22 protein-coding genes and 2 pseudogenes are annotated in these 24,912 nt (G+C 69.8%); 11 read left to right on the plus strand and 13 right to left on the minus strand.

From position 1 onward, the window contains the following. Positions 1–482 precede the first annotated feature (482 nt). On the plus strand, positions 483–2,978 hold the full coding sequence (locus tag K4G22_RS00005) for a DEAD/DEAH box helicase (protein ID WP_228077486.1): 2,496 nt from the start codon (positions 483–485) through the stop codon (positions 2,976–2,978). A 372-nt stretch (positions 2,979–3,350) separates the two neighbouring features. Beyond that, complete coding sequence (locus K4G22_RS00010; protein ID WP_228077487.1) at positions 3,351–4,349, plus strand: hypothetical protein; 999 nt, start codon at positions 3,351–3,353, stop codon at positions 4,347–4,349. Between the two features lie 313 nt (positions 4,350–4,662). On the opposite strand, the pseudogene K4G22_RS00015 reads toward K4G22_RS00010, so the two are convergent. The 3 genes and pseudogenes from K4G22_RS00015 to K4G22_RS00025 all read right to left on the minus strand — a co-directional run bounded on the left by K4G22_RS00015 (position 4,663) and on the right by K4G22_RS00025 (position 8,268). Further along, positions 4,663–5,816: pseudogene (locus K4G22_RS00015) on the minus strand (hypothetical protein). A gap of 78 nt (positions 5,817–5,894) precedes the next feature. Next, positions 5,895–6,647 (minus strand): AAA family ATPase, encoded by a 753-nt coding sequence (locus K4G22_RS00020; protein WP_228077489.1) that lies wholly within the window; start codon positions 6,645–6,647, stop codon positions 5,895–5,897. 1,096 nt (positions 6,648–7,743) lie between these two features. Then, a complete protein-coding gene (locus K4G22_RS00025; protein WP_228077490.1) occupies positions 7,744–8,268 on the minus strand; it encodes a hypothetical protein in 525 nt (174 codons plus the stop codon). Positions 8,269–8,508: 240 nt separating this feature from the next. Here K4G22_RS00025 and K4G22_RS00030 point away from each other — a divergent pair, with 240 nt between their 5' ends. Beyond that, on the plus strand, positions 8,509–9,012 hold the full coding sequence (locus tag K4G22_RS00030; protein WP_228077491.1) for a transposase family protein: 504 nt from the start codon (positions 8,509–8,511) through the stop codon (positions 9,010–9,012). A 177-nt stretch (positions 9,013–9,189) separates the two neighbouring features. On the opposite strand, the gene K4G22_RS00035 is transcribed toward K4G22_RS00030, so the two are convergent. Next, positions 9,190–9,978, minus strand: coding sequence for an SDR family oxidoreductase (locus tag K4G22_RS00035; RefSeq protein ID WP_228077492.1), 789 nt, complete (start codon positions 9,976–9,978; stop codon positions 9,190–9,192). A gap of 119 nt (positions 9,979–10,097) precedes the next feature. On the opposite strand from K4G22_RS00035, the gene K4G22_RS00040 reads away from it, so the two are divergent. The 3 genes and pseudogenes from K4G22_RS00040 to K4G22_RS00050 all read left to right on the plus strand — a co-directional run. Further along, positions 10,098–10,724: a TetR/AcrR family transcriptional regulator gene (locus tag K4G22_RS00040; protein WP_228077493.1), complete on the plus strand. Its 627-nt coding sequence runs from the start codon at positions 10,098–10,100 to the stop codon at positions 10,722–10,724. A gap of 185 nt (positions 10,725–10,909) precedes the next feature. Continuing rightward, positions 10,910–11,650 (plus strand): SDR family NAD(P)-dependent oxidoreductase, encoded by a 741-nt coding sequence (locus tag K4G22_RS00045; protein ID WP_228083898.1) that lies wholly within the window; start codon positions 10,910–10,912, stop codon positions 11,648–11,650. Positions 11,651–11,730: 80 nt separating this feature from the next. Beyond that, positions 11,731–11,851: pseudogene (locus K4G22_RS00050) on the plus strand (ATP-binding protein); the annotation flags it as partial. Between the two features lie 13 nt (positions 11,852–11,864). Here the strand turns inward: K4G22_RS00050 and tpg are convergent. Further along, a complete protein-coding gene (tpg, locus tag K4G22_RS00055) occupies positions 11,865–12,422 on the minus strand; it encodes a telomere-protecting terminal protein Tpg (RefSeq protein ID WP_228077494.1) in 558 nt (185 codons plus the stop codon). 3 nt (positions 12,423–12,425) lie between these two features. After that, positions 12,426–14,516 (minus strand): telomere-associated protein Tap, encoded by a 2,091-nt coding sequence (tap, locus tag K4G22_RS00060; protein ID WP_228077495.1) that lies wholly within the window; start codon positions 14,514–14,516, stop codon positions 12,426–12,428. A gap of 176 nt (positions 14,517–14,692) precedes the next feature. Here tap and K4G22_RS00065 point away from each other — a divergent pair, with 176 nt between their 5' ends. Continuing rightward, positions 14,693–15,565, plus strand: coding sequence for a sigma-70 family RNA polymerase sigma factor (locus K4G22_RS00065; protein ID WP_228077496.1), 873 nt, complete (start codon positions 14,693–14,695; stop codon positions 15,563–15,565). An 83-nt stretch (positions 15,566–15,648) separates the two neighbouring features. After that, positions 15,649–16,068, plus strand: coding sequence for a DoxX family protein (locus K4G22_RS00070; RefSeq protein WP_228077497.1), 420 nt, complete (start codon positions 15,649–15,651; stop codon positions 16,066–16,068). Between the two features lie 60 nt (positions 16,069–16,128). Here the strand turns inward: K4G22_RS00070 and K4G22_RS00075 are convergent, their stop codons facing one another. Both K4G22_RS00075 and K4G22_RS00080 read right to left on the minus strand, forming a co-directional pair. After that, entirely contained in the window at positions 16,129–17,049 is a 921-nt protein-coding gene (locus K4G22_RS00075; protein ID WP_228077498.1) for an alpha/beta fold hydrolase, read from the minus strand. 261 nt (positions 17,050–17,310) lie between these two features. After that, positions 17,311–18,345: an alcohol dehydrogenase catalytic domain-containing protein gene (locus tag K4G22_RS00080; RefSeq protein ID WP_228077499.1), complete on the minus strand. Its 1,035-nt coding sequence runs from the start codon at positions 18,343–18,345 to the stop codon at positions 17,311–17,313. 107 nt (positions 18,346–18,452) lie between these two features. Between K4G22_RS00080 and K4G22_RS00085 the strand changes: the two genes are divergently transcribed. Together K4G22_RS00085 and K4G22_RS00090 are read left to right on the plus strand one after the other, a co-directional pair. Next, the gene (locus K4G22_RS00085; RefSeq protein WP_228077500.1) at positions 18,453–18,941 is read left to right on the plus strand and encodes a GNAT family N-acetyltransferase; all 489 of its coding nucleotides are present in this window, start codon (positions 18,453–18,455) and stop codon (positions 18,939–18,941) included. A 52-nt stretch (positions 18,942–18,993) separates the two neighbouring features. Next, the gene (locus K4G22_RS00090; protein WP_228077501.1) at positions 18,994–19,818 is read left to right on the plus strand and encodes a class I SAM-dependent methyltransferase; all 825 of its coding nucleotides are present in this window, start codon (positions 18,994–18,996) and stop codon (positions 19,816–19,818) included. 21 nt (positions 19,819–19,839) lie between these two features. Here K4G22_RS00090 and K4G22_RS00095 read toward each other — a convergent pair whose 3' ends face one another. Then, on the minus strand, positions 19,840–20,586 hold the full coding sequence (locus K4G22_RS00095) for a thioesterase II family protein (RefSeq protein WP_228077502.1): 747 nt from the start codon (positions 20,584–20,586) through the stop codon (positions 19,840–19,842). A gap of 44 nt (positions 20,587–20,630) precedes the next feature. Then, complete coding sequence (locus tag K4G22_RS00100) at positions 20,631–21,038, minus strand: helix-turn-helix transcriptional regulator (protein WP_483414792.1); 408 nt, start codon at positions 21,036–21,038, stop codon at positions 20,631–20,633. A 71-nt stretch (positions 21,039–21,109) separates the two neighbouring features. On the opposite strand from K4G22_RS00100, the gene K4G22_RS00105 reads away from it, so the two are divergent. After that, entirely contained in the window at positions 21,110–21,595 is a 486-nt protein-coding gene (locus K4G22_RS00105) for an MFS transporter (protein WP_228077504.1), read from the plus strand. A gap of 43 nt (positions 21,596–21,638) precedes the next feature. On the opposite strand, the gene K4G22_RS00110 is transcribed toward K4G22_RS00105, so the two are convergent. The 3 genes from K4G22_RS00110 to K4G22_RS00120 all read right to left on the minus strand — a co-directional run bounded on the left by K4G22_RS00110 (position 21,639) and on the right by K4G22_RS00120 (position 24,747). Then, on the minus strand, positions 21,639–22,586 hold the full coding sequence (locus tag K4G22_RS00110) for a cytochrome c oxidase assembly protein (RefSeq protein ID WP_228077505.1): 948 nt from the start codon (positions 22,584–22,586) through the stop codon (positions 21,639–21,641). A gap of 140 nt (positions 22,587–22,726) precedes the next feature. Next, a complete protein-coding gene (locus K4G22_RS00115) occupies positions 22,727–23,455 on the minus strand; it encodes a type 1 glutamine amidotransferase (RefSeq protein ID WP_228077506.1) in 729 nt (242 codons plus the stop codon). 50 nt (positions 23,456–23,505) lie between these two features. Further along, complete coding sequence (locus K4G22_RS00120) at positions 23,506–24,747, minus strand: MurT ligase domain-containing protein (RefSeq protein ID WP_228077507.1); 1,242 nt, start codon at positions 24,745–24,747, stop codon at positions 23,506–23,508. Positions 24,748–24,912 lie beyond the last annotated feature (165 nt).

The raw sequence follows: 24,912 nt of genomic DNA on the forward strand, positions 1-24,912 counted from the left end.
GGCGAATTCCCGCGCAAGCGCGGGAATAGCATTCCGCAAGCGGAATGCAAACAACGTAGCCTATTCGCGCAAGCGCGAATAGGCGGAATCCCGCACGCGGGATTCCAAAAAGACGGCTGGCTACGAGGAGAGGTGGCAGGCGTGAGGGGGATGCACTGTGTGCAGACTGGGATTCGGGGCCATCACCCCCACGCCAGGGATGGGGCGGAGGAGCATCCGGCCCATCATTGACGGGTGAGGCTCGGGGTCGGGGACGTACCCCGGGGAGGGGTGCGAGGGGGCCGTTGGGGGTCGACTCCGGGTCATGCTATCAGGATAAGGGTGCACGTGGGGGCGGTCTGACGGTCTGTCGCGCTTGAGGGTGAACGCAGATCCAGGGTGATGCATCTGACCCGATGCACTGTGTAGACTCTGGGTCCAGGGGCTACCACTCCCCTCATGATCCGATCCTCTCCTCCTCGCGAGGTTCCTTTCCCGTGGCTATGTCGAGACGTGATCTCCGTAATCATCAGATCGAGGCCGTTGATGCCATTGTGCGCGGCTTCGATATTCCCCCGGATGGAATTCCCGCGAATGGTCTTCGCGGGCAGGTAATTTCCGCTTGTGGTACGGGTAAAACTATCATGGCCGCGTTCGCGGCTCGGGAAATGCTGCCGCGTGGGCGCATTCTGGTGGTGGTGCCCACGTTGACTTTGCTGTCCCAGACGGTACGGGAGTGGCGGCGGGTCGGGCATACCGGGCCGGCGGTGGCGGTGTGCTCCCTTGAGGAGGACCCGCAGCTGTGGAACTTGGGGGTGCGGTCCACCACGAATCCAGTGCGGCTGAGTCTGTGGCACGGAAAGGGGCAGGTGGTCATCTTCGCTACCTACGCGTCCCTGCCTGTGCTGGAGGAGGCATTCGAGGGCGCCTACGGGCAGCAACTCGCGCCGATGGACCTGGTGGCAGTTGACGAAGCACACCGCACCTCCGGCTCCCTGGGGAAGCGATGGGCCCGGGTCCACGACCAGAAAGCGATCCCGGCGGCCCGTCGGCTGTACCTGACCGCGACGCCGCGGATCTGGCAGGAGCGGGCCCCGCACTGGGAGGTGGCAGAGGGGGTGCGCGATCCGTTGCCGAAGGAGCTGGCCGCGAGCATGGACGACGAGGCGATCTTCGGCCCCGTCTTCTACAAGCTCTCGTTGGCGTCGGGTGTGTCTCGCGGCCTGCTTGCGCGGTACCAGATCATCGTGCTGGAGATCCAGGACCCGGTCGTCACTCCCGAGCGGCTGATGGGCGAGGACCGACACAGTGAGGAGGTGCGCGGGCAGCGCCTGGCGGCGTTGCAGGCCGGCCTGCTGCGAACCATGGCCGAGCACAACCTCCAGACCTGTATCACCTTCCACCACCGGACCATGGAGGCCCAGGCGTTCGCCGAGGGCCTGGAGACGGTCGCCGACAAGCTCCATGCCGACCAGCCCCAGACCTACCCGAGGAGGATGTGGGCGGACTGGCTGTGTGGTGAACACGAGCCGGAGCATCGCCAGCCAGTACTGGAGGAGTTCGGGTCCACCGCGCGGCGGGCGGTGCTTTCCAACTGCCGCGTTTTGGGTGAGGGCGTTGACATTCGGGCGGTGGACAGCGTCGCCCTGATCGACCCGAAGGGCGCGCCGCACGACATTGTCCAGGCCATCGGTCGGGCGTTGCGGCAAAAGCCCGGTGAAGGGAAGCTGGCGTCGTTGATTGTGCCGGTCTTTCTCCAGCCCGGTGAAAGCCCGGAGGATATGTTCACCTCCAGCTCGTACCGGCCGCTGGTCAAGGTACTGGAAGGGCTGCGGGCACACGACGAGGAAGCTGTGGAATTGCTCGCCATCCCACAGGAACCGCAGAAGGCCATGGTGGAGCCGTCATTCTTCATCGGTCCGAAGCCGGAGGAAGGCGAGGAAGAATCCCGTCTGTTGTTGCGTTTCGCGGCGCGGCGTGACCCGGCGATGGTCGCGCGGTGGGTGTCGTTCAATGTGGTCGACATCGAGCGGCAGGACTGGGCCCGTGGCTGGGAAGCGCTGCGCCGGTACGTCGAACGCGAGGGGCAGGCCCGCGTCCCCTACGGCCACCGTGAGGGTGCGACACCCCTTGGGCAGTGGGTCGCGGAACAGCGGCGCGCCTATGGGGCCGGAGAGATGAGCGGCCAGCGGGCCCGCCGGCTGGAAGACCTCGGGATGGTGTGGTCGGTCACCGACGAGCGGTTCCAGGAGAACTTGGCCGCCGCGAAGGCGTACTACGAACAGCGCTGGAGCCTCTGTGCTCCGAGGTCCGCCGTGGCCCTCGACAGGCCGGTAGGACAGTGGTTGAGCAACCTGCGCCGCCCCGGCGCGCTGAACGGGCACCCCGAGTGGGAAACGGCGCTGAACGCGATCGACCCCCACTGGAACCCGGACTGGCCCGCGAGTTGGCAGCGCCACTACGCCGCTCTCCACGGCCTCGTCGCCGAGGAGAGCCGCCCGGCCTACGTCGACCCGGGGGTCACGGTCCACGGCATGGACGTCGGGCGCTGGTTGGCCAAGCAGACCCAACCGGCGGTGTGGGCCAAGCTCCTCCCTGGCCAGCGAGAGCTTCTGGAGCGGCTCGGGGTCACCAAGGTGGCATCGCCGGTGACGCCTGCGAAGGCCGTGGCCGCCCCCGCGGCGGCCGGCGCGGGGGGCGAGGAGCCTGCGGCTTCCGGCGGCTTGCCGGCGGCCGGGAAGCCCGCCGGAGGGCGCGGCAGCGCGGCGTTCGAGCGGGGGGTAGCCGCTGCCCGCCAGTACCTCGCCCGCGAAGGCCACCTCACCGTTCCCCGAGGGCACACCGAGCGCCTGGTCCTCGATGCCGGCATCAACAACGACGACGACCAGGAGCAGCAGACCCTGGAGGTAAAGCTCGGGGTATGGCGCTCCAACATGCGCACCAGGCGTCACACACTGCCGCCCGAACAGCAAGCTGTGCTTGAGGAGTTGGGGCTGTAGGGCAGCGCGCACACGGCAGGATTTCGCGGCCCAGGTAGCCGCATGGGGTGCGGGTGATGGGGGCCAGCTGCTGGGCCGGCCCCCATCTTGTCGGGGGTCTTGGCCTCATTCCATGGTGGTGAGGCTGGCCAGGGGGAGAGAGAAAGCCGGCCGGCGGGGGTGTCCCGAACGGCAGCCCAGTCGATCCCCGGCACGGCCAATACGAGTCGATTACGAGGAAGTCGGATCGGCCACGACGGACTGGGCGCACGGGGGATAATGAGGAAGCCATCGCAACGTCGCAGAAGGGCAGCCGCGTTGAGTCACTTCTCCAGTCATGAGGATAGCCCTAACGAGGCGCTCCGGCAGGGCCGGACGGCGGTGGATCGTCTGATGACGGGGATGCTGGACGCTGGCGGTATGTTCCGTGAGGTGGCGGCGACCCAGGTGCTTCTGTCTACCACGAGCCCTCGCATCCGGTTCGTCGAGTTCGCAGCCGACGAGGAGAAGGAGAACGGAGCCGACTGGCTGTGGTGGTGGGTGGACCGGGACGGTACCTGTTACGGGCTCCTCGTCCAGGCGAAGATCTTGAAGTTGCACGGCAAGCGCTGGAGCATCGACTTCAGCTACAAGACGCGCGGCGACGACCGGACGCAGCTCTCGAAGTTGATCAACGCGGCGAACCACTTCCACGTCCCCGCTGCGTACGTCCTGTACTGCGGTGACTCGCAGTACCGATCGACTCTGACCTGCGATCGCGCCCATGACGACGTTCCTTGCAGGGAGCGCGACCGGGTCGGTGTGTCTGCCGTCTCTGCCCTGGTGGCGGAGACGGCCGTGGGCCTAGACGTCAGGAACGCGGGCGTGAGCGCCTTCCACGATGCTGTCCCGGTCGAAGACATCACCAGCCCCGATGGCCTGGACGCACCGATCGTGCCCCTGGCGCGCGGGCTAGCCAAGGACCTCGACCGCTTCCTGCGGCAGCCGCAGCGGGGCTCTCGCCGGGTGGCAAAGGAGCTTCTCCGGCCGGTCCAGCGGATCAGGAACGGCCAGTTCGCCGGTGCGGCAGTCATGGAACACGCCGCCCCGGTAACCGGCGCCCTTTTCGAGAACGTCCCCAACGACTACGGGCACTTCTCCGTGCCGTACCTCGCGCACATGCTCCGCGGCCTGCGGGCGGAGGTCCCTGACTATGTACGCGACGTCCTGGAGGGCCGAACGCTTCCAACGTGGGTCACTGACCAGCTTGGCGGGATTGTGGTGATCCCGGACGCGGATGCCCCAGCTGTGGTCCCGGGGCGGGCTTCTGACAGCGGCGCTGGGCGTCGGCTCTCAGGCCTCCGCGAAACGCCTCGGCCGCCGCATGGCCGTCGCCCTGGGCAAGCCGCGTGAGCTCCGTAGGGCGCGTCCGGCACTGACGAGGGACCGGGTTCCGGCCGGCAGGCACGGTCAGGGCGTCCGAGGCCGGGTCATCCGCTCCAGGGGACTCGCGCGAGTACGAGGCCGCGGACGTCGGCGACGCCGGACGCGCGGAGTCGAAGTGCGACGTGCTGGAGCTGGGGCCCGCTGGTGAACACGTCGTCGACGAGGAGGATCGTGCGGAGAAGTAGCTCCGTCCGAAGCGGGGTGCGGACTGGAGCGGTGATGTGCGAACTCCCGGCGCGTTGCCCCCGGTAACATCACCAGGGCCCTGGCCTGCGATTGGCTATCCCCGGCTGGCCGGATTCCGGTGCGCGATCAGCCGGTTGGTCAGCTCTACCGTGGCGAGGTACCACCAGAAGATCCAGTCGAGGAACGCTTCGTCGTAGTCGCGGCGCTGGTCGGCCCGGCGGTGGCGAAGGTCGTAGCGGTTGGCAATCTCGAACAGCGCCCCCTCGTCGGGCTTGCCGATCTGCTCCTTGATCAGGGCCCTGCGCTCTTCCAGGATGCCTACGAGAGTCGTGATCGCCGATCGCTTGCTCTCGGCTGACGTGTCGCGTCCACGGAAGAGCGCGATGGCGTGGCGGATCCGGGTGGTGATGTCCGGGGTGCTGTCGTTCAGGGCCCGGTGCACCAGTGCGCTGCGGGCGTCATCGGTGACGGCGGTGAGGCGCCCGAGGTCTTCGCCTTCGGCGGCCAGTTCGTATTCGATGCCGGCTTCGCGCAGCAGCTCGTTGATCTTCCAGCGGTACAGGACACGTGCCGGGCCGTTGTGAAACTCATGGTGATGCCACCCGCAAGAGTTGAAATCGTGGTATTGCCGTCTGCGGGGGCGGCTGAGCAGGTCGTGGAAGACTTCGATCAGTCCGTAAAAGGTATCCTTGTCCCACGTCTCTGGAGCCAGGGGCCAGAGGTTGGGGATGCCAAGGCGCCGGTCAATCACTTCCGAGGCGTCTGGCATTTGGTTGAGATCGTCAACGCATTCTTCACCGAATGCTTCTACCAAGTATCCCTTGTCGGCAAATTCCTTGATGATCCGCGCGAATGCCTGGCGAGCGTCCTGTCGTGTGCTGCCACGTTGCGAGCGGCCGTTGCTGCGGCGCTGTGGCCAGTACGGCTGCGGAGCGACGGCGTGGCGGAGTTCGGCCGCGCGGTTGACCAGTTCGGTGAACCACGCCCGTGGGTCCACGCTGCCGGGCCCACTCTGGGTAGAGGTGGTGGTCGCCCAAGGGTCTCTCCCCCCCCCCAAGGGTCTCGGCCGGGGATACGGTTGGGCAGCTCTTCGAAGTCGGTGACTGCGGGCCCGGACAGCGCCTCAGTCATGAGCCACGCCGCCTGCTGCTTCCACCGACCGTTCGGGGACCGGAGGATTCTTTCGCCCTCGGCAACGAACAGCGAGGTAGGCCAGAGGAGTTCATAGTTTCTCAGGTCCAGAGTCACCACAGCATCATGGCCCACCAGCTCCATCAGAGCGGCCGGGCACCGGTATCTTCGGCCCGAGGACGGACTGGCGGGGCATCAGGCGGGGCTGCCCAGCCGGCTGAAGGCCCAACGCAGGACTTCCTGGTCGACGCGAGGGCGGCCGGTGCGGGCCAGAGCGAGGCGTACATGGGCCGTCAGCCGGGCCCAGTTACGGAAGTTGCCGTGTGCGGCGTGCTGGTCGGCGAAGGTGATGTCGCCGGGGTCGGCGGCGGCCCAGATGGGGTGGAACAGCGGGATGGTTTGTAGGACCTCGCTGGGGGTGAGGCGGGTGAAGTGCTGCCAGATGAAGATGCGGGAGGAGAGCATCGGTTCGCGGCGCAGCACGGTGTGGCAGCCCTCGCCGCCGACGAAGATGATCGCGAGCTGGGTTGAGGGGTCGTCCCACAGGTAGCGGAAGTACTCGAACGCCTCGCCTTTGAGCCACTGGGCCTCGTCGACGAGGAAGATGCGGGGGCGTTCGGCCAAGGCGGCCTTCAGCAGGCGGTCGAACTCGCTGGGGTGGCGCGGTGGTTGTCCGGGGAGGTCGAGTGCGGTGAACAGTTCGTAGCGCACCGCGCGGGCGGTGGGCCGAGCCCGGAAGGTGATCTTGCGGACGTCCTCGTGTGGTTCGAGTTCGCTCAGGCAGGTGTTGACGGCGAGGGTCTTACCGAAGCCGGCGCCCCCGTGGATACACATCATGGCGCGCGCGTCGACGGTGTCGGCGATGTTCTCCCGGGCCGTGAGCAGGGCTCGGGTGGTGACCACGGACGCGTCCGGCAGGTCGACGTACTGGTAGGTGGCCGCGCTCATCAGGCATCTCCGTATTCGTCGGTGGTGGGAGGTACAGACCGCCCGCCCGGGCCGTCGAGGGCGGAATCGGAATCGCAGCCGGACGGGGCGGGGGCAGGCCGGCCTGGCGAGGTGAGCGCGGACAGGGAAGTGGGGGTGCGCCACCCCGCTGGCGGCGCGGCGGGCGGGATGGCGAAGCACATCGCCACCGCGTGTTCGTGCGTCAAGCCCCCTGGTGGCGTTCGGGTTTCGTCCATGGCCGCACCATACGTCGCGTGGTAGGCGCCGCCGTGTGGTGAGCCCACCGGGTGCCGATCGCCGGGCCAGCGGCATCCCCCCGGTGTGTTCGCCCATCAGCGATGCCAGGTCGGTGGCCACCTGCGGCTTGGTCAGGACCCGACGGACGAGCGCTGGTTCGCCGAGTTGGCCAGCCGCGAAGTGGTCGGATTCGATGATGCGGTTCCCGGGAGATCTCGCTGGTCTTCCTCGGGTCCTGGAGCGGATCGGTGGAGGAGATCGGTGGTAGCACCGAGCGCAGAGGGCCGACTGGATGACCGCCGTGGTTGGGAAGCGGTGTGGCGGTGCGTTGAACGGGAGGGGCACGCCGGCGTCCGTACGGCCGCGGTCGTGACCGCGTTGAGGTGGCCGGGGTCGGTGAGCGACGACTGTGCCGGCCAGGTGTCCTGTGAGGGCGTGGAGACGGTGCGGCGGGACCAGGTCGAGCGAGGGATCCGGATGCCGCCGTCGCGCCCGGCTTGGCACCCGCAGGTATAGCCGTGGTCCTTTCGTCGTCGGCTGCTTTCGGAGGTCGGCCTGGCGGTCGGTCCCGGCGTCGCCATGGCGTCACGAGTTCGCCCTCGGTGTGTGTTAACGGAAGAGTGTCGCGCCGGAATGTGGACGCCACCGCATTGAGGTGTGTACCGCAGCAGTGGTCTGACGGCCTATGGGGGGGGCTGAATTCGATGAGGTGGGCCGCTTCACCTGAATGAGGTTTTCTCGGTGAAATGATCTTCGCGAAGTGGGTTGATCTGGGTGTGTCCGCCTGAGTGGGACATCGGTGCCCTGGCCGTGGAAGGGCGTGAAGCCCCGACCCTACTGAGAAAATGCCAATCGGGCTCTACTCCGACGGGAGCCTGGCGAGGACTTGGCTGCCTATTGTAGAACTCGCAGTGTATGGATCGTTTGCCTGGAAATCCAATGCGCCCGCAGTGACGGAGTAGCTGCCGCTCACTGCCGAGTAGCCGTATCCGTCTACACCATTCGACTGTTCCCATTGTCGTTGGTCGTCAATTTGTCGTGTGGCTGCTTCGTTATCGGCATAGACAGTGACTGACACCATCACAATTAATCCAGGATCCTCGGCGGTGTATTCCGCTTTGATATTTGCGATGCAGCCCCAGTCTTCCTCGCACTCGTCCCAAGTGTCCGGGCGGGAAGTGGCCGTCAACGTCCAACTCTGGTGAGTAAACGACACCGGAAACAGTTCGGCGCCACTAGGTTGAGCTGCGGACTCAAAGCCGAAAAGCCTCGAAGTGAGCGCGTTCCAGTCAGGTATCCCGAAGAAGGTGAGGATGCCCAACACCGAGGCTATGACCCCGATCGCTGCCGCAGCACGCGTCCCGAAGTTCGAATCGCTCCCCATACGCGACTCCTGCGGCTAGGGCTGTCTGGCCAAATCCGCACACGCCCCATCGACGTGCCGGTGTTGCACTCTATCTCCAGCCTCGATCTCTTGTGGCAGTCCGTCGGATTTTCTGGCGGGCGGTTTCGCTCGTCCGGGTTGATCACGGGCAGGTCTGCGGCCCGGCTGTCGCGTCGGGTTCCACGGCTCCGGTCGGGGGTGGTGCTGCTCGTCGGGACAGAAACCTGTTGGTCAGCCGGCTTGGACGGCACCCTGATCTCGTGCGACCGCGTCGCCGGCCTCCGGGAGAACGGCAACGGCCTGTGGTACTCCGGCACGGCCCGCCGCTTCGCCGGAAACATCCCGTCCCGCGCCGCTCCTGACGGCACCCCGCTGGGGATATCCGAGGTCGAACCCGCCTCGATACCTGACATCACCGCCGCCCGCATCCACGCCCTTCCCGCCCTGTACAAGGCAGCCACCGACGGCCTTCCCAGCCTCGCCGGCCTGGGCTACCAGGGCGCCGGCATCGGCATCCACACCCCCACCCACGACCGACTCCTCCGCGGACTGCGTGCCCTGGGCGAACGCGCCGCTGCCCACCTCGAACAGCGCTGGCGGGTCCTCCAACACGTCACCCTCAGCCCCGCCCACATCGGAGCCATCACCCAAGCCGCCCTCGTACTCGACCGAGCCTCGGGCCTGCTCTTCGCGTCGCAGCCCGCGGGCCGATGGCTGGCTCGGCGGCGCCGTCCTTTTGGCTAGCTGTGTTGTTCGGGGAGGTTGGTGGCGGGGGTGGCTCGTTCTTCGCGCGGGGTGTAGTGGCAGCGTTCGGCTTTGTCGTTTGGTTTGGGGGTGTGATCGTCGTTGTCGCGAGGGAGGGCGCCTCACTTTGGACGGGTTGGGCGCCCGTGACTGCGCTTTTCCTCCTGTGATGTCGGGTCAGGCCGCGTTGTCGGTCTCGGGCTGGAGTGCGGGGCCGAGCAGCAGGCCTCCGTCCAGGACGAATTCCGAGCCCGTGGCGAAGGATGCGTCTGGGGAGGTGATGAAGAGCAACAGGCGGGTGATCTCGGAGGGTTCGGCGAGGCGGGGGATGGCGAAGGGTTCGGGCGAGTAGAGGTCGGCGATGGCCGGCTGGCCCGGGATGGCGGGTTCGTTGATCAGTGGGGTGGAGACGACGCCGGGGTGGAGGGAGTTCACGCGGATGTTGTCCCGCCCCAGCTCCAGCGCGGCCGTCTTGGTCAGTCCGCGTACGGCCCATTTGCTGGCGGTGTAGGGGGCGTAGTAGGCCGTGCCGACGTGGGCCATGGTCGAGGCGATGTTGACGATGGTTCCGCCGCCGCCCTTGCGCAGGGACGGAGTCACGGCCCTGATGCCGAGGAACTGGCCGGTGACGTTGACGCTGAAGGCGTGTTCCCAGGTGTGGAGTTCGGTGTGCTCGATGGGGGCCGCCGGGTTCTGGACGCCCGCGTTGTTCACCAGGATGGTGATCGGTCCGAAGTGGCCTTCGACTTCTCGCACCACTGCCGCCCAGTGGTCCTCGTCGGCGACATCCAGGTGAACGGGCAGAGCCCGGTGGCCGAGCTGAGCGGCGAGATGGCGGCCGGCGTCGTCGTCGCGGCCGGCGATGACGACGTTCGCCCCCTCGGCGTGGTAGCCCCGCACATGGCTGCTGCCCATGCCTCCGCTGCCGCCTGTGACGATGACGGTCTGGCCCGCAAAGCGTCCCATGGTGTTTCCTTCCAGGCTTGCGCTGATGGTGAGCCGAGTGACTCACCTCCTCTCAAGGTAAGAGCGAGAGCGAGGCGAGTCAAGTGACTCACCTCGTGGCGGTGGGCATACTGGAGGGCATGACGGCACAGCCTTCGGAATACCACCGGCGCGTGGCAGCGCAGAAGCGGACGTCCATCGTCGAGGCAGCGACGAAGCTGTTCCTCGACTCCGGCTACGACGGCACCTCGCTGGCCCGCATCGCCGAGGCGGCCGGAGTGTCGAGGGCGACACTGTTCAAGCAGTTCGCCACCAAGGCGGCCCTGTTCGAGGCGATCGTCACCGAATACTGGAAGGTCGACGACGAGGAGGCGCCGCTTCCCGAGCCGGGGAACCTCCGGGCGGGGCTTGAGACCATCGGACGCCGATACGTGGCGCTTCTCACCCAACCCGGCATGGCCGCGCTCTTCCGCATCGTCATCGCCGAGGTTCCGCGCTTCCCCGAGCTCGGCGAGACCCAGTTCAAGCTCGGCAAGATGCCCTACTTCGAATCGGTCCGCCGCTACCTGGAAGCGGAGAACGCCGCTGGTACCGCCCGGCTTGACGACGCGGAGACGGCGGCGACCCAGTTCCTCGGGATGATCTCCAACTACGTCTTCTGGCCGCGGATGCTGCTCGCGCGGTGGGAGCCCGACGACCCCGCCATCACCAACGCGGTCGACCAGGCGGTGCTGACCATGCTTGCCCGATACGGCGCGCAGGCGTGAGGTCGGTTCGTCACCGCATCGGTGGTCGATCCCTCCGGCGACGTTCTCGGGCTCATGCACGGCTCGAACCACGCCGCTCGCGTCGGGCCGTTGGCTGTCGGCGCCTGGGGTGTGGTGGTGCGGGTGTCAGCGCCACGACGGGATTCCGCCAGCGCCTGGTCGGTGGCGTGGTCATGCTCGCTCACATGAACGGAATCGAAGGCAGGACAGCTTTTGTCACTGGCGGCAGCCGGGGTATCGGGGCGGCGGTGGCCGTCCGGCTCGCCGAGTGCGGTGCCGATGTGGTGCTGACCTACCGGAGCAGTGAGGAGCGTGCCGCCGAGGTGGTCGGGCGGATCGAGAGGGCCGGCGTCGCTGGTTTGGCCATCCGCGTGGACAGTGCCGATCCGGTGGCCGTGACGGCTGCGGTGGATGAGGCCGCGGGGAGGTTCGGCAGGTTGGACATTCTGGTGAACAACGCGGGGGTGTTTCCCGTCGGGCCCATCGAGGACTTGGGTGAGGAGGAGTTCAACCACGCGGTGGCGGTGAATGTGCGGGCGCCGTTCCTTGCTTCTCGGGCCGCGGTGCGTCATTTCACCGATGGTGGCCGGATCATCAGTATCGGCAGCAATGTGGCGGGGAGGACGGTGTTTCCCGGGTTCACGTTGTACGGGTTGAGTAAGAGCGCGTTGGTCGGTATGACGAAGGGGCTGGCCCGGGAGTTGGGGCCGCGTGGCATCACGGTCAACCTGGTGCAACCGGGGGCCACCGACACGGAGGCCAATCCGGCGGACGGACCGAACGCGGCGGGGATCAACGCGTTCACCGCGCTTGGTCGTTTCGCGGACGCGAGCGATATCGCCGCGACCGTCGTTCACCTGGCGGGGGTGGGCGGCCGGTACATCACCGGGGCCACTCTTGATGTGGATGGTGGATTCAACACCTGAGGTGACGGAAGCCGGCCGCGCCTCCCCCTCCCCCAGCGGCGGGTCGCCCGCGGGCGGGGCGGAGGGGCGCGGTCCGGTGCCTGGAGCCCTATGCGGAGGCGGCCCGTAGGTGGCCGCGTGCCGAGGCCGAGGGCGTCGACACCACGTGCTCTCACGCCGGCTCAGTCCGCTCGGCGGGTCGCGGAGCCCGTCGAGGGGTGAGGGGCGGCTGGGGTCAGAATTCGAGGTCGAGGTAGTCGATGTCGGTGAGGGCCACGTCGGTGAGGCCGAGGGCGCGGGTGCCGCCGTCCTGGAAGTAGATGTCGCGGAGGCCTTCGGCGACGATGCCGCGCAGGTGGTCCTCGGTGGTTCCGGTGTCGCGGGCGGTGAAGAGGCGGTCGGCGTACGGGGGCGGGAGGTGGACGGTGAGGCGGCGGAGGCGGCCGTCGTCGGTGGTGCCGGCGGGGGCGGTGTAGCCGATGCGGGCTCGGGTCTCGACGGTGATTCCGCCGACGGTGGCGGCGTGGCGTTGGCGGCGTTTGCGGACGCGGGGTTGCCAGCGGGCGCGGACGGCGGCGTCGATGCGGTCGGCGATGGCCTTGGGTGGGTTCTTGCGTGCGCCGCGCCGGTAGCGGTTGACGGAGTCGGGGGTGACGCCGAGTTCGGCCGCGACGGCGCGGGTCGTCTTGAACTGCTTCATCAGGAAGTTGATGCGGGCTTGGAGGGTCTTGGGGGGTTGGCGGGTGAACGTCTCGTTGTCGGCTCGGGTGATGGCGTCTTCGATCTCTCCCACGGTCTACTCTCCTTCGTCGAGGACGGCGTCGCCGCCCTTGATGTGGCGGGCCGGGTTGTGGCCTTGTTCCATGAGGTCGACCGCCCAGGCCATTTCCTGGACGCCTTCCAGCTTTGCCAGGCCGGGGGTGGGGCCGAGGCGGAAGGCTCCGGGTTGGGGCTTGCCGGACGCGGCGTAGGGGAGGAGGTCGGTGGGGCTGGGGCCGGGTGAGGGGTAGACGACGCAGTCGGAGAGCACCGCGAGGGGGTAGCGGCCGGTGAACTTCGCCATGTTGGTGAGCTTGCGGTGCATGTTGACGCGGGCTTTGGAGATGACGGCGGCGCGGATGTCCGGCCGCCAGGTGGGGCGTTCCAGGGCCGGCCATCGTTCGCCGGGTTTGTAGTGGCGGCCTTGGGGGCGTTCGCGGAGCTTCCCGACGCCGCCTTTGACGGTGGCTTTGATGGCGGTGAGGACGGCGGCCAGGCCGGGGTCGGCGTGTTTGTGGTGTTCCATGGCGGTGAGGAACTCCGCGTCGTTCAGGTCGCGGGTGACGCCGAGGTCGGCGAGGGTTGCCACGTAGGCGTTCTTGAGGTGGTCGTGCCAGGGGTCGAGGTAGGCGCCGGTCAGGCGGCGTAGGTATGCCTCGGTAGGGGCGATGTTGTGGCCCAGTTCCTGGGCGTAGGCGATGGTGTGGGTCTGGTACCAGGCGGGTCCTGTCGGCCGTGTGCCGGTGGGGGTGAACGGGGAGGGCAGGCGTGGGTCCAGCTCGATGTGGGACAGGTCGACGTACCAGGAGCCGGGGATCTTGGGGTTGAAGGTGGGGTGGGTGAGGTGTTCGGGGGCGCCGAGGCCGACGGTGAGGCGGGCGGACGCGGCGAGGAACGCGGTGTTGAGGTCGAGGCCGATCGCGTGCGGCAGGAGGCATTCCTCGTCGCTGAGGAGGTCTGTGTGGCGGACCCACTGGTAGGCCTCCTCGTCGAGGAAGCCCTTGTTCCAGGCGGAGTTGATGACGACCGGGTGTTCCGGGGTGGCCTCGGGCGGCGCCGGGTCGACGGGGTGGGTGCCGAGGGATCCGGGGTTGTGGCCGGGGATCCAGTTCCCGGTGGTCTCGTCCCGTACCGCTCGGGTGGGGGGGCGCAGCGCGGTCATGAGTTCGAGGCCGGAGACGGCGGTGGAGCCGCGGGGGGTGATGACGCGGGTCGCGTAGGTGCTGAGGACGCGCGCGATGTCGGGGGGTCGCATGTGGGTGACGCCGGGCCAGGAGCGGGCGTCGAGGGCGTCCCAGGGCAGGATCGCGAGTTGCACGCACTGCCGGTCGCGTCCCTGGGCGTTGCGGTAGATCCGTGCCCAGGGGCCGAATCCGCGTTGGGTGAGCCGCCATCGGGCGCGGGTGATCTGTGTGATCACGGGGTGGTCTTCGGGGAGGCGCAGGGAGCGGCGCTGTTCGTGGCCTTCCAGGCGTTCGGGCAGTCCGAGGTTGGTGGCGGCTGAGGCGGTGAGGGCGATCAGCGGGTCGGCGTCCTTGCCGTGCCGGTGCAGGGGGGCGGCGCCGAGGCCGGATTCCTTGAGTGTCCACTCCACCAGCTGCGGGATGGTGGTGGCCGGGCAGTCCAGCACGATGCCGTGGGCGGCGTAGGCGGAGCCGTCGCCGTCGAGGACGGCGAGCGGGCCGTGGGGGAAGCGCGGGTCGGTGGCGGTGCGGGGGGTGGGTTGGGCTGGCTTCCCTACCGGGTGGGGTGACGAGGCGGCGGGGTGGGCGGGGCTTTCGGGCACGGGCGCGGGTGGGGGTGGGGTGGCGGGGGGCTCGATCGGCGTGCTGGTGGGTGTGGTGGGTGGAGCCGAAGCGGTGGGGGTGGCGGGGGTGGTGGGGGCGGGGTACTTCGTCGCCCAGCCGTTGAGGAGTCGTTGGTATGCCTCCAGGCGGGGTGGTTTGGGTTCGGAGCGGCCGTTCTCCCAGTTCTTGACTGTCTGTGTCGTGCTTTTGAGCGCGGTGGCGAGGCGGGCCTGGGTGATGCCGGCGGCTTCCCGCAGCCTGGCTCGTTCGGCGGGGGGCGGCAGCGGCGGTTCCTCCAACAGTGCGTCTACGTTGGCGAACAGCTCTTCCTCGGTGGGCATGACCCGACCCTAGCAGCGACTTACCCTCACTTTTACCCCTTGCTTTTAACTCTTTTGAGGGTTGCTCGGACGGACGGCGGGGGCGGGTTCCGGTCATGGGTTTCTCGTGTGATGTCACATCGGTGGGCGCCGATTGGTCAGTTGCTAGGACAGGTGGCGACGAGAGAGTGTGACCGATGAACGAACAGGAATGGCTCGCGGAGCGGTTCGAGACACACCGTGCCCGGCTACGGGCGGTGGCCTACCGGATGCTCGGTTCGGCCAGCGAGGCCGATGACGCCGTTCAGGAGAGCTGGCTGAGGGCCAACCGGGCGGGGGCCGCCGATGTGGACAACCTGCGGGCCTGGCTGACGACGATCGTGGCGCGGGTGTCGTTGAACATGTTGCAGTCGCGCAGGACTCGGCGTGAGGAGCCCATCGAGGGGCGGGAGGAGGACACGCGGCCGGCTCACGCCGGTGCGGGTGACCCGGAGTGGGAAGTGGTGGAGGCCGACTCGGTGGGCCTGGCGTTGCTGGTGGTGTTGGAGGCCCTCTCCCCCGCCGAGCGGCTGGCGTTCGTCCTGCACGACCTGTTCGGTGTGCCCTTCGAGGAGATCGCGACCATCGTCGACCGCTCCCCCGCCGCGACGCGGCAGCTCGCGAGTCGGGCGCGGCGGCGGTTGCGGGGCAGAGACGTGCCGGCGCGGCGTGGTGCGGCGCGGCGCGAGGTAGTGGAGGCGTTTCTCGCGGCGTCGCGCGGTGGGGACTTCGACGAGCTGTTGACGTTGCTGGCGTCCGATGTCGTGGTGCGCGCCGACGGGGCGGCGGTGAGCGGGGGTGCCGTGGCGGAGGTGCGGGGTGCGCGGGCGGTGGCGCGGACGTTCTCCGGGCGGGCGAGGGGGGCGCGGTTGGCGTTGGTGGACGGCGCCTGGGGTGCGGTGTGGTCGACGGGGGGTCGGCTGCGGGTGGCGTTCACCTTCGCCTTGGTGGACGGCGTGATCGTGGCCATCGATCTGTTGGCCGACGCGGTGACGTTGGATCGGCTGAGCGTGGTGTTCGTGGAGGGGTGAGGCGGGTGGGCCGGTCACATTCCGGTGGGGTGGCCGGTCCCTGGGGTGGGCGATGGGCCCCGGAACGAGAGGTGGTCGGTGTGATGAGGACGTTCTCCCCGGCGGCGAGGCGCCGCTGGTTGACCGGGTTGTGCGGGTGGATGGTGTTCTCGTTCACGGTGGGGGCGCTGACGAAGTTCTCCTCGGGTGAGACGTTCTTCGGCCCGGCGTACTCGGAGAAGTTCGTCGACTGGGGCTACCCGTCGTGGTTCCGCTTTGTGGTGGGAGGGGGTGAACTCCTCGGTGCCGCGTTGCTGTTGAGGGTTCGGACGCGGTGGTGGGGTGCGGGTCTGCTGCTGGTGATCACGTCGGGGGCGGTGGTGACGCATGTCGCGCACCTGGACCCGGTGGGTGAGAGTCTCTCCGCTCCCCTGCACGTGGTGCTGTCGGCGCTGCTGGTCTGGGTGTATCGGCCGGCGGGGACGCGCGGGCGGCGGCCTGTGGCGTCGGGCGGCGGGGGGTGACGCGTTCCGCCCGGCAGCCGGGGGGCTGCCGGGCGGCCGTGACCGTGTGTCCGCCGGGGGTCAGCCCGCGGCGCCGGCGATGACGTTCTCGATGGCGGCGAGGGCGACCTCGGGCTCGTCGAGGTAGATGTCGTGGGCGCTGTTCTCGGCGATGCTCAACTCGCTGTCGGTGGAGAGCGCCAGCCACTTCTCCTGGCCCGCGGCCCAGTCCTCCTCCAGGCCGGGTCCGTACTCGGGCATCTCGGCGAGATACTGGTGTCCGTGCTGGATCACCCGCACCGGGATGTCATCGGCGGGGCGGACCTCCGCGTCGGCGAAGACGAGTTGCTCGGGGTTCTGGCCCTCGAAGGTCGCCAGGGTCACCGCGCGGAACTCGGCCGTCTCGCCGGTGACCGTGTCCGGGATCCTGGCCGCGAAGTCGCCGGCCTGGGTCGGCGGGGTCGCGTCGAGCAGCACCAGGCCGTGGACCCGGTCGAGGTGGTCGGGCGCGTAGCGGGCGGCGATCAGGCCGCCCATGGAGTGGCCGGCGAGGACGACGGGGCTGTCGGGCGCTATCTGGTCGAGGACTCCCGTCAGGGTCTCGCCGATGTCCTCGAAGTCCTGGAGGCCGTCGGGCAGGTCGCTGGCGCCCGCGCCGAGGCGGTCGTAGGAGCAGACGCGGCCTTCGGCGCTCAGGCTCTCCTGGAAGTCGGCCATCGTCGTCAGATCGTGCCCTCCGCCGTGGAGCAGGACGACAACGGGCCGGCCGTCGACCGGGGCGCCGGAGCAGGAGACCGTGATCGACTTGTCTCCCACGGAGATCGTCTGCGTTCCGGTGAACGGCCCCGCGTCGGCCTCCGTATCCTCGGCGGGTGCGGAGGACTCCGCGTCTCCGCCCGAGCCGGTGTCCGTCTCGGAGTCATCACACCCGACGAGCGCCAGGCCCGTCACGGCGCAGCACAGCACCATCGCGGCAGATGTCCTCAGCTTCGGGCGGGTCATGATGTCCTCCAACAAGTTCGCTCAACAGCAGTGCACAGGGCGGCACCGACACGGGCCGCGGCCTTGGGCCGGTCGTCGGGAACTGTCAACTGCCGCTGTGCGCCGTCACTTTGACGGCGGGTTAGACCCTAGTCGCTGTCGCCACGGCACCCCCATCAAGCTGCCCCCCGGAACCGGGGAGACCTGGCAACACCCCCCTCACACGCCCCACACACCCAACTCCAGTCAGCGAACCCCACGACACAACACCAGCACACCGCGTCATTCGAGAGTGATCACGGTGGCGCCGGGGGTGGTTCCGTCGGTGAGGGCGGCCAGGGCGGCGGGGGCGGCGTCGAGGGGGATGACGGACCGCACCAACCGGTCCGGGCGGAGTGTGCCGGCGGTGATCTGGCGCATCATCTCGGGGTAGGCGTGGGCGGCCATTCCGTGGCTGCCGAGGATGGCGAGCTCAAGGGCGATGACGCGGTCCATCGGGATCGGGGCGCCGTGGGGCAGCAGGCCGACCTGGACGTGTCGGCCCCGGCGGCGCAGGCCCTGGACGGAGGTGGCGCAGCTGGTCGGCGAACCGATCGCGTCGAGCGACAGATGGGCGCCGCCGCCGGTGGCGGTGCGCACGGCCTCGGCGAGCTCCTCGGGTGGGGCCGCCGCGTCCAGGCAGACGGCGGCGCCCAACTCGGCGGCCAGGGCGAGGGCTTCGGGTTGGGTGTCGATCGCGACGACCAGGGCGCCGGCGGCGACGGCGATCATGACGGCGGAGAGGCCGACGCCGCCGCAGCCGTGGACGGCCACCCAGGTGCCGGCCCTGACCTGGCCCTGGGCGACGACGGCGCGATGGGCGGTGGCGAAACGGCAGCCGAGGCCGGCGGCGGTGGTCCAGTCCATCGTGTCGGGGAGGGCGACGAGGTTGACGTCCGCGTGGTGCAGCGCCACCCGGTCGGCGAAGGATCCCCAGCCGGTGAAGCCCGGTTGCCGTTGCCGCTCGCAGATCTGGTGGTCGCCGGCGGCGCAGGTGGGGCAGCGTCCGCAGGCCTGGACGAAGGGGACGGTGACGCGGTCGCCGACGTGCCAGCGGGTGACGCCTGGCCCGACGGCCTCGATGCGGCCGGCCAGTTCGTGGCCCGGCACATGGGGCAGGGCGATGTCCTGGTCGTGGCCCATCCAGCCGTGCCAGTCGCTGCGGCACAGCCCGGTGGCGGCGACGCGGACGACGACCCCGGTGTCGGGCACCGCGGGGTCGGGCACCTCCCGCACCTCGGGGAGGTGGCCGAACGCGTCGAACACCACAGCACGCACGGGACCACCGTACCGAACCGGTCGCGCCGGCGGGCGGGATACCGGTCGGTCGGGGCTGACGGCGGACGCGTTCTCCGGCGGGGTGGGGGCTGTGGTTGGGTGGGGTGATGTGCACAGTTGAGCGGTTGTCGCCGCGTCATGGTCCGGCGGTGTTGGAGTTCGAGCGGGAGAACCGGGCGTTCTTCGCGGCGTCGGTGCCCGACCGGGGGGACGCGTACTTCGCGGAGTTCGAGGAGCGGCACCGGGCGTTGCTGGCGATGCAGGACGCGGGGACGGACCACTTCCATGTGGTGGTGGGCGAGGACGGCGCGGTGCTGGGGCGGGTCAACGTCGTCGATGTGGCGGAGGGGTCCGCCGAGTTGGGGTATCGGGTGGCCGAGTCGGCCGGCGGGCGGGGGGTGGCGACGACGGCGGTGCGCGCGGTCGTCGAACTGGCCGCCGGGGTCTACGGGTTGCGGTCGCTGCGGGCCGTGACGACGGTGGACAACGTGGCGTCGCGCGCGGTGCTGGCGCGGGCCGGGTTCGCCGAGGTGGGGGCGGTGGAGGTAGCCGGACGTCCGGGGTTGCGGTTCCACCGGGACCTGCGGGAGGGGTGAACGGGGGTTAACGGTGTGCCCCGGGGTGCCGGCGTTGGCTACCGTCGCGGCCATGACGGATGAGACGGATCGCTGGCTGCGGTTGAACCGTGAGAACTGGGACGACCGGGTGCGGGTGCACGCTCAGAGCGCGTTCTACGATCTGCCGGGGTTTCGCGCGGGGGCCGAGCCGCTGCGGCCGGTGGAGGTCGCCGAGGTGGGGGATGTGACGGGGCTGCGGCTGCTCCATCTGCAGTGTCACATGGGTCAGGACACATTGGCGTGGGCCCGGCGCGGCGCGCGGGTGACGGGGGTGGACTTCTCGTCCTCCGCGATCGACGTGGCGCGGGCGCTGGCCGACGAGGTGGGACTCGCCGACCGGGCGCGGTTCGTGGTGTCGGACGTGTACGAGGCGCCGGCGGCGTTGGACGGCGAAGGGTTCGACGTGGTGTACACGGGTGGTGGGGCGCTGGTGTGGCTGCCGGATCTGACGCGGTGGGCGCGGGTGGTGGCGTCGTCGCTGGCGGTGGGCGGGTTCCTGTATCTGGCCGAGTTCCATCCGCTGTCGGACGTGTTGGCGGAGGACGGGAGCCGGCTGGAGTTCGACTACTTCGACGGCCGTCCCGAGGAGGTCGACTATCCGCACACCTACACGGACGGCCCGCCGTTGACGAAGACCGCCTCGGTGCAGTGGCGGCATCAACTGGGCGAGGTGGTGACGGCGTTGGCCTCGGCGGGGCTGCGGATCGACTTTCTGCGGGAGCGGCCCAGCACGCTGTTCCAGCGGTATCCGTCGCTGATGCGGGGGCCCGCCGGGGAGTACACGTTCCCGGCGGGCCGGCCCCGGGTGCCGCTGATGTACGCGCTGCGGGCCACCAGGGACCGGCCGGCGGGCTGAGCCCGGCGCGGGGCCCGGCGGTCAGGTGGTGAGGCGCGCGATGTGGTCGCGGATGGTGGCGATCACGGCGGGGGCGTGCTCCCCCAGGTAGAAGTGGCCGCCGGGGAACGTCTTCAGCTCGAACGCGCCGGTGGTGTGCTCCGCCCAGCCGTTCGTCTCTTCGAGGGTGGCCATCGGGTCCCTGTCGCCGAGCAACGCCTGGACGGGGCAGGTCAGTTGGGGGCCCTCGGTGTGGCGGTAGGTCTCGACGGCCTGGAAGTCGCCGCGGACGGCGGGCAGCACCATGGCGCGGAGCTCGGGGTCGCTGAGCAGTTGGGCGTCGGTGCCACCGAGCCGCTGGATCTCCGCGATGACGCCGGCGTCGCTGCGGGTGTGGATGCTCTCGTCGCGGTAGCGGTCGGGGGCGCGGCGTCCGGAGACGATGAGCGTGACGGGCGGGTGGCCGGCCTTGGTGAGGCGCCGGGCGACCTCGTAGCCGACCATGGCTCCCATGCTGTGGCCGAAGATGGACAACGGCCGGTCGAGCCAGGGGGCGAGCGCGTCATGGACGCCGTCCGCCAGGTCGTCGATGGAGGTGAGGACGGGCTCCAGCCGGCGGTCCTGCCGCCCCGGATACTGCACGGCCAGCACGTCGAGGCCGGGCGACAGGGCGGCGGAGACGGGGTGGAAGTAGCTGGAGGCGCCTCCCGCGTGGGGAAGGCAGACCAGCCGGCTGCTCGCCTCCGGTGCCGGATGGAACCGCTGTATCCACGGGCTCTGCTCGCTCACCTGGTACCCCACCGCTGTTTCGTCGTCGTGGAACGTGTGCCGCGTCACCGTGCCGGCGGGGTGCCGGCGGGGTGCGCGTCGGGCTCCAACGTACCGTAGACGCTGGTGAGTTCGGCAGCCAGCTCGGCCAGGCGGCGGCGGGCCTCGGGCGGGTTGAGGATCTCGACCCGGCTGCCGAGGCCGGCCAGTTGGGCCGCGACGACCTGCACGGACGGCCCTTCGACGGTCATCTCCAGCCAGCCGTCGGGCCCCGCTGGTCCCAGCCGTAGCCGCCCGTCGAGGAGGCGACGCAGCAGCGGTTCGGCGGTGGGGTCGGCGCGCCCTTCGACGACGGAGCCCCGCATGCGTTCCGCCATCCGGTCGGTGACCTCGTGCCAGGCGGTGGCCAGGTCGAAGTCCGGCGGACGGGCCACCGGTTCCCCGGTGGGGGTGACGGAGATGACGCGCGCCACCCGGAAGGTGCGACGTTCCGGACGACGGGTGGGCGGCTGCCTGGGCGGACGCGGCGGCCGAGGTGACGGAGGTGTGGTCGGATCCGACGCTGCTGAAACGTCCGCTGCGGCTGCCGCGCGGACCACTGGCGTCGGCGACCGGGCAACGCCCGTCGTTCGACCCGGCGGTGTTGACGGTGGCGCTGTCGGCGATGCGGGAGGTGCTGCCGTCGGCGGTGCGGGGCGGCCCGGTGCCGTTCGGCCCGGTGGTGGAGGTGCCGTTTGTGCCGTTGGACATCTTCCGGCTGCGGACCGCGAACGTGGTCGCCGTGCTGCTGCTGGGCACGGTGGTGTCGCTGTTCTTCTTCGCGACGCTGTGGACGCGGCAGGTCATGGAGTACTCGCCGCAGCGGGCCGGCCTGGCGTGTCTGCCGCTCGCGGTGGCCACGGCGGTGGCCGCGGGGGTCGCTTCGGCGCTGGTGACCCGGTGGGGGCCGCAGCGGGTGCCGCTGGCGGTGGCGTTCGTCATCGCCTGGCTGGGGTGGTCGGGCGCACGGCGCGAGCGCGCGGCGGCGTGAAGGGGTGACGGTGGGGCTGGGCGGCCGGCGCGGGGCGGGCCGCTCAGCGTCGGCTGCCGAGTCGCGCGAGGTAGTCGTTGTAGGCGACGAGGTCGGCGTCGCCGTCGCGGTCGGCGGCCCGGTCCAGGCGGCGGGAGGTGCGCTGTTCGGAGACGTACCACTGCATGACCAGGGCCAGCAGGACCACCACGGTCGGGATCTCGCTGAAGGCCCAGGCGATGCCGCCGGCGGCCGACTGGTCGGAGACCGGGTCGGTGCCGAGCGAGCCGGGGATGGTGGCGTAGGAGTCGACCAGCGGTTCGGAGGCCATCATCAGGGCGATGCCGAAGAAGGCGTGGAACGGCATGGTGGCGAAGAGCTCCAGCATCCGCATCAGATGACCGGCGCGGCGGGGGCCCGGGTCGACGCCCATGATCGGCCAGAAGAAGACGAGGCCGACCGCCAGGAAGTGGCCCATCATCGCCAGATGGCCGAGGCGGCTGCCCATCAGGAAGTCGAAGAGTGGCGTGAAGTAGAGGGCGTAGAGGCTGGCGATGAAGAGCGGGATGGTGAACAGGGGGCTGCTCACCACCCGCACATAGTGGCTGTGCAGCAGGGCGACCAGCCATTCGCGGGGCCCCCTGTGCCCCCGGGGGGCGGTGGGGAGCGCGCGCAGCAGGAGGGTGATGGGGGCGCCGAGCAGCAGCAGGATCGGCGAGACCATGCTGATCACCATGTGCTGCACCATGTGGGCGCTGAAGAGGACCATGCCGTAGTCGTTGAGCGCGGTGCAGGTGACGGCGGCGACGCTGAGGACGCCGAGGCCGAAGGCGACGGTGCGGCCCGTGGCCCAGGAGTCGCCGCGCCGGATCAGCCGGAGCACGCCCCAGCCGTAGAGGGCCAGCGCGAGGAGGCAGCCGATCAGGAAGATCGGGTCGCCGCCGAACTCCAGCGCGCGTCCTGGTGTGAGGGGTGGCAGCTCCGCATGGCCGCCGTGGTCGCCGTGACCCATCCGCGTACTCCCTGTGCTCCGCCCCGTCGCGGGGACAAGCCTAGGAAACCGTTCCGTGGCCCTCGCGTCGGGGGTGTCCCTGGCCTGACTCCGGCCTGTCCCTGGGGCGCGCCGCCGCGTGGTGCGGCGGCGCGGGGCGGTCAGGCCGGTGCGGTGGCGGCGGCGACGCGTTCGGCGCGGAGCGCCTCGTACCAGCGGTCGTCGACCGGGGGCAGCGCGTTGACGTCGAGGGTCAGCTTGAGCAGCAGGTCGGCGACGGCGGGGTTGCGGGCCAGCACCGGGCCGTGCATGTAGGTGCCGAAGACGGTGCCGGCCCAGGCGCCCTCCGTGCCGTCGCCCGTGCCGTTGCCGTTGCCGAGCCGGACGTGGGCGAACGGGCGGGCGTGCGGCCCGACGCGGGTGATGCCCTGGTGGTTCTCGAAGCCGGTGAGCTGCGGGAGTTGGAGCTGCTCGTCGACGTCGCCGAGGACGTCGCCGACGCAGCGCTCGCCCATGCCGCGTTCGCTGATGACGTCGAGGAGGCCGAGGCCCTGCTGGCGCTGGCCGAGGTCGTTGATGAACTCGTGGCCGATGATCTGGTAGCCGGCGCAGACGGAGAAGACGATCGCGCCGTTCTGCACGGCGCGGGTGAGGCCGCCGTCGCGCAGGAGCCGTTCGGCGGCGAGCCGCTGGGGCCGGTCCTCGCCGCCGCCGATGAGGTAGATGTCGCCCGAGGTGGGGATGGGCTGGTCGGAGCGGACGTCGACGCGTTCGACGCGCAGTCCGCGCTGCTGGGCTCGGCGCTCGACGACGAGGACGTTGCCCTGGTCGCCGTAGGTGCTCAGCAGGTCCGGGTAGACCCAGACCAGGCGCAGGCCTGAGGTGCTCATACTCGCGGTTTCCTCTCGGTCTTCCCCAGGGGTGGTGGGCGGTCGTGGCCCTAGTTGCCGACGACGCGGCGCAGGTCCTGGAAGGCGGTGTAGTTGGCGATGGCCTCGATACGCCCCGGGGGCAGCTGGGGAAGGGCCTGCTCCAGGGACTCGAAGACCCGGAAGTCGACGCCGGCGACCTCAAGGCGGACGGCGAGGTCGAGGCGGCGGTCGCCGATGACGGCGATGGGGTGCCCGGCGAGGCGGGTGTAGTCGACGTCCCACAGCCAGGAGGTGTCGGTGCCGTCGGCGCCTCGGGCGTTGACGGAGAGGATGACGGGGGTGGGCGGCGGGTCGATCAGGGAGAACGTCTCCAGCCAGCCGGCCGGGTTCTTCGCCAGCAGCAGGCGGATGTCGCGGCCCTGGTGGCTGACGACGTCGTAGCGGCCGGCGACGGCGGCGACGGACTCCATGCGCTGGAGGGCGACCTGCGGCGGGATGCCGAAGGCGGCGGCGACGGCGGCGGCCGTGGTGGCGTTGGCCTGGTTGGCGCGGCCGGGGAGCTGGAGGCGGATGGGCCAGGCGGTGCCGTGCGGGTCGATCACATGGCCCTGGGAGAGCACCCAGGAGGGGGCGGGGCGGCCGAATCCGCATTCGCCGCAGCCCCAGTTGGTGTCGTCGGGGCGCTGCATGACGCCGCCGCAGGCGGGGCAGGACCAGGCGTCGTCCTTCCACTCCTGGCCGGCGGCGACCCACATGACGTTGGCGGACGAGGAGGCGGCCCAGACGACGAGGGGGTCGTCCGCGTTGGCCACGACGGTGGCCTTGGAGTCCTGGAGGCCCTCGCGCCAGTGTTCGGCGAGCATCCGGGTCTCGGCGGCACGGTCGAGCTGGTCGCGGGAGAGGTTGAGCAGCGCGATGATCTTGGGGGCCACGTCCTGCGCGACGCCCGTCAGGTACTTCTCGTCGACCTCCAGCACGCCGTAGCGGGCCTCGGCTCCACCGGAGAGGGCGGAGGTGATGCCGGCCGGCATGTTGGCGCCGAGGGCGTTGGAGACGACGGGGCCGCCGGCGCGCAGGGCCTCGGCGATCAGCCGGGTGGTGGTGGTCTTGCCGTTGGTCGCGGAGACCAGGACCACGTCCAGATGGCCGGCGAGCCGGGAGAGGAGTTCGGGATCGACCTTGAGAGCGACGCGGCCACCGATCACCGATCCGCTGCCACGGCCGGCGGCCCGGGAGACCGCGGCTGCCGCCTTGCCCGCAGTGACCGCCAACTTGGCCCGCGCCGACAACGGCTGGGTACTGTCTGCCATCGTCCTTCTTCCTCCTCGCCCTCGAACAAAGGCCAGCCTATCGATGTCTTGGGCCGGTCCCGTACCACGGCGCCGTGGCGAGGTCTGACGGGCGGTGAGTTCGCCGGCGTGGCCCCGACTTTCGCCCATATGACCCTTTCAACCGATATTTAGCTTTTTCTCCCT

This window comes from Streptomyces profundus (assembly GCF_020740535.1).
GTDB lineage: Bacteria > Actinomycetota > Actinomycetes > Streptomycetales > Streptomycetaceae > Streptomyces > Streptomyces profundus.

What these genes read in the sequence shown, in the direction of transcription:
- K4G22_RS00005 (WP_228077486.1), top strand. Translation starts at nt 483, where the DNA reads ATGTCGAGACGTGATCTCCGTAATCATCAGATCGAGGCCGTTGATGCC.
- K4G22_RS00010 (WP_228077487.1), top strand. Translation starts at nt 3,351, where the DNA reads ATGACGGGGATGCTGGACGCTGGCGGTATGTTCCGTGAGGTGGCGGCG.
- K4G22_RS00020 (WP_228077489.1), bottom strand. Translation starts at nt 6,647, where the DNA reads ATGAGCGCGGCCACCTACCAGTACGTCGACCTGCCGGACGCGTCCGTG.
- K4G22_RS00025 (WP_228077490.1), bottom strand. Translation starts at nt 8,268, where the DNA reads ATGGGGAGCGATTCGAACTTCGGGACGCGTGCTGCGGCAGCGATCGGG.
- K4G22_RS00035 (WP_228077492.1), bottom strand. Translation starts at nt 9,978, where the DNA reads ATGGGACGCTTTGCGGGCCAGACCGTCATCGTCACAGGCGGCAGCGGA.
- K4G22_RS00040 (WP_228077493.1), top strand. Translation starts at nt 10,098, where the DNA reads ATGACGGCACAGCCTTCGGAATACCACCGGCGCGTGGCAGCGCAGAAG.
- K4G22_RS00045 (WP_228083898.1), top strand. Translation starts at nt 10,910, where the DNA reads ATGAACGGAATCGAAGGCAGGACAGCTTTTGTCACTGGCGGCAGCCGG.
- tap (WP_228077495.1), bottom strand. Translation starts at nt 14,516, where the DNA reads ATGCCCACCGAGGAAGAGCTGTTCGCCAACGTAGACGCACTGTTGGAG.
- K4G22_RS00065 (WP_228077496.1), top strand. Translation starts at nt 14,693, where the DNA reads ATGAACGAACAGGAATGGCTCGCGGAGCGGTTCGAGACACACCGTGCC.
- K4G22_RS00070 (WP_228077497.1), top strand. Translation starts at nt 15,649, where the DNA reads ATGAGGACGTTCTCCCCGGCGGCGAGGCGCCGCTGGTTGACCGGGTTG.
- K4G22_RS00075 (WP_228077498.1), bottom strand. Translation starts at nt 17,049, where the DNA reads ATGACCCGCCCGAAGCTGAGGACATCTGCCGCGATGGTGCTGTGCTGC.
- K4G22_RS00085 (WP_228077500.1), top strand. Translation starts at nt 18,453, where the DNA reads ATGTGCACAGTTGAGCGGTTGTCGCCGCGTCATGGTCCGGCGGTGTTG.
- K4G22_RS00090 (WP_228077501.1), top strand. Translation starts at nt 18,994, where the DNA reads ATGACGGATGAGACGGATCGCTGGCTGCGGTTGAACCGTGAGAACTGG.
- K4G22_RS00110 (WP_228077505.1), bottom strand. Translation starts at nt 22,586, where the DNA reads ATGGGTCACGGCGACCACGGCGGCCATGCGGAGCTGCCACCCCTCACA.
- K4G22_RS00115 (WP_228077506.1), bottom strand. Translation starts at nt 23,455, where the DNA reads ATGAGCACCTCAGGCCTGCGCCTGGTCTGGGTCTACCCGGACCTGCTG.
- K4G22_RS00120 (WP_228077507.1), bottom strand. Translation starts at nt 24,747, where the DNA reads ATGGCAGACAGTACCCAGCCGTTGTCGGCGCGGGCCAAGTTGGCGGTC.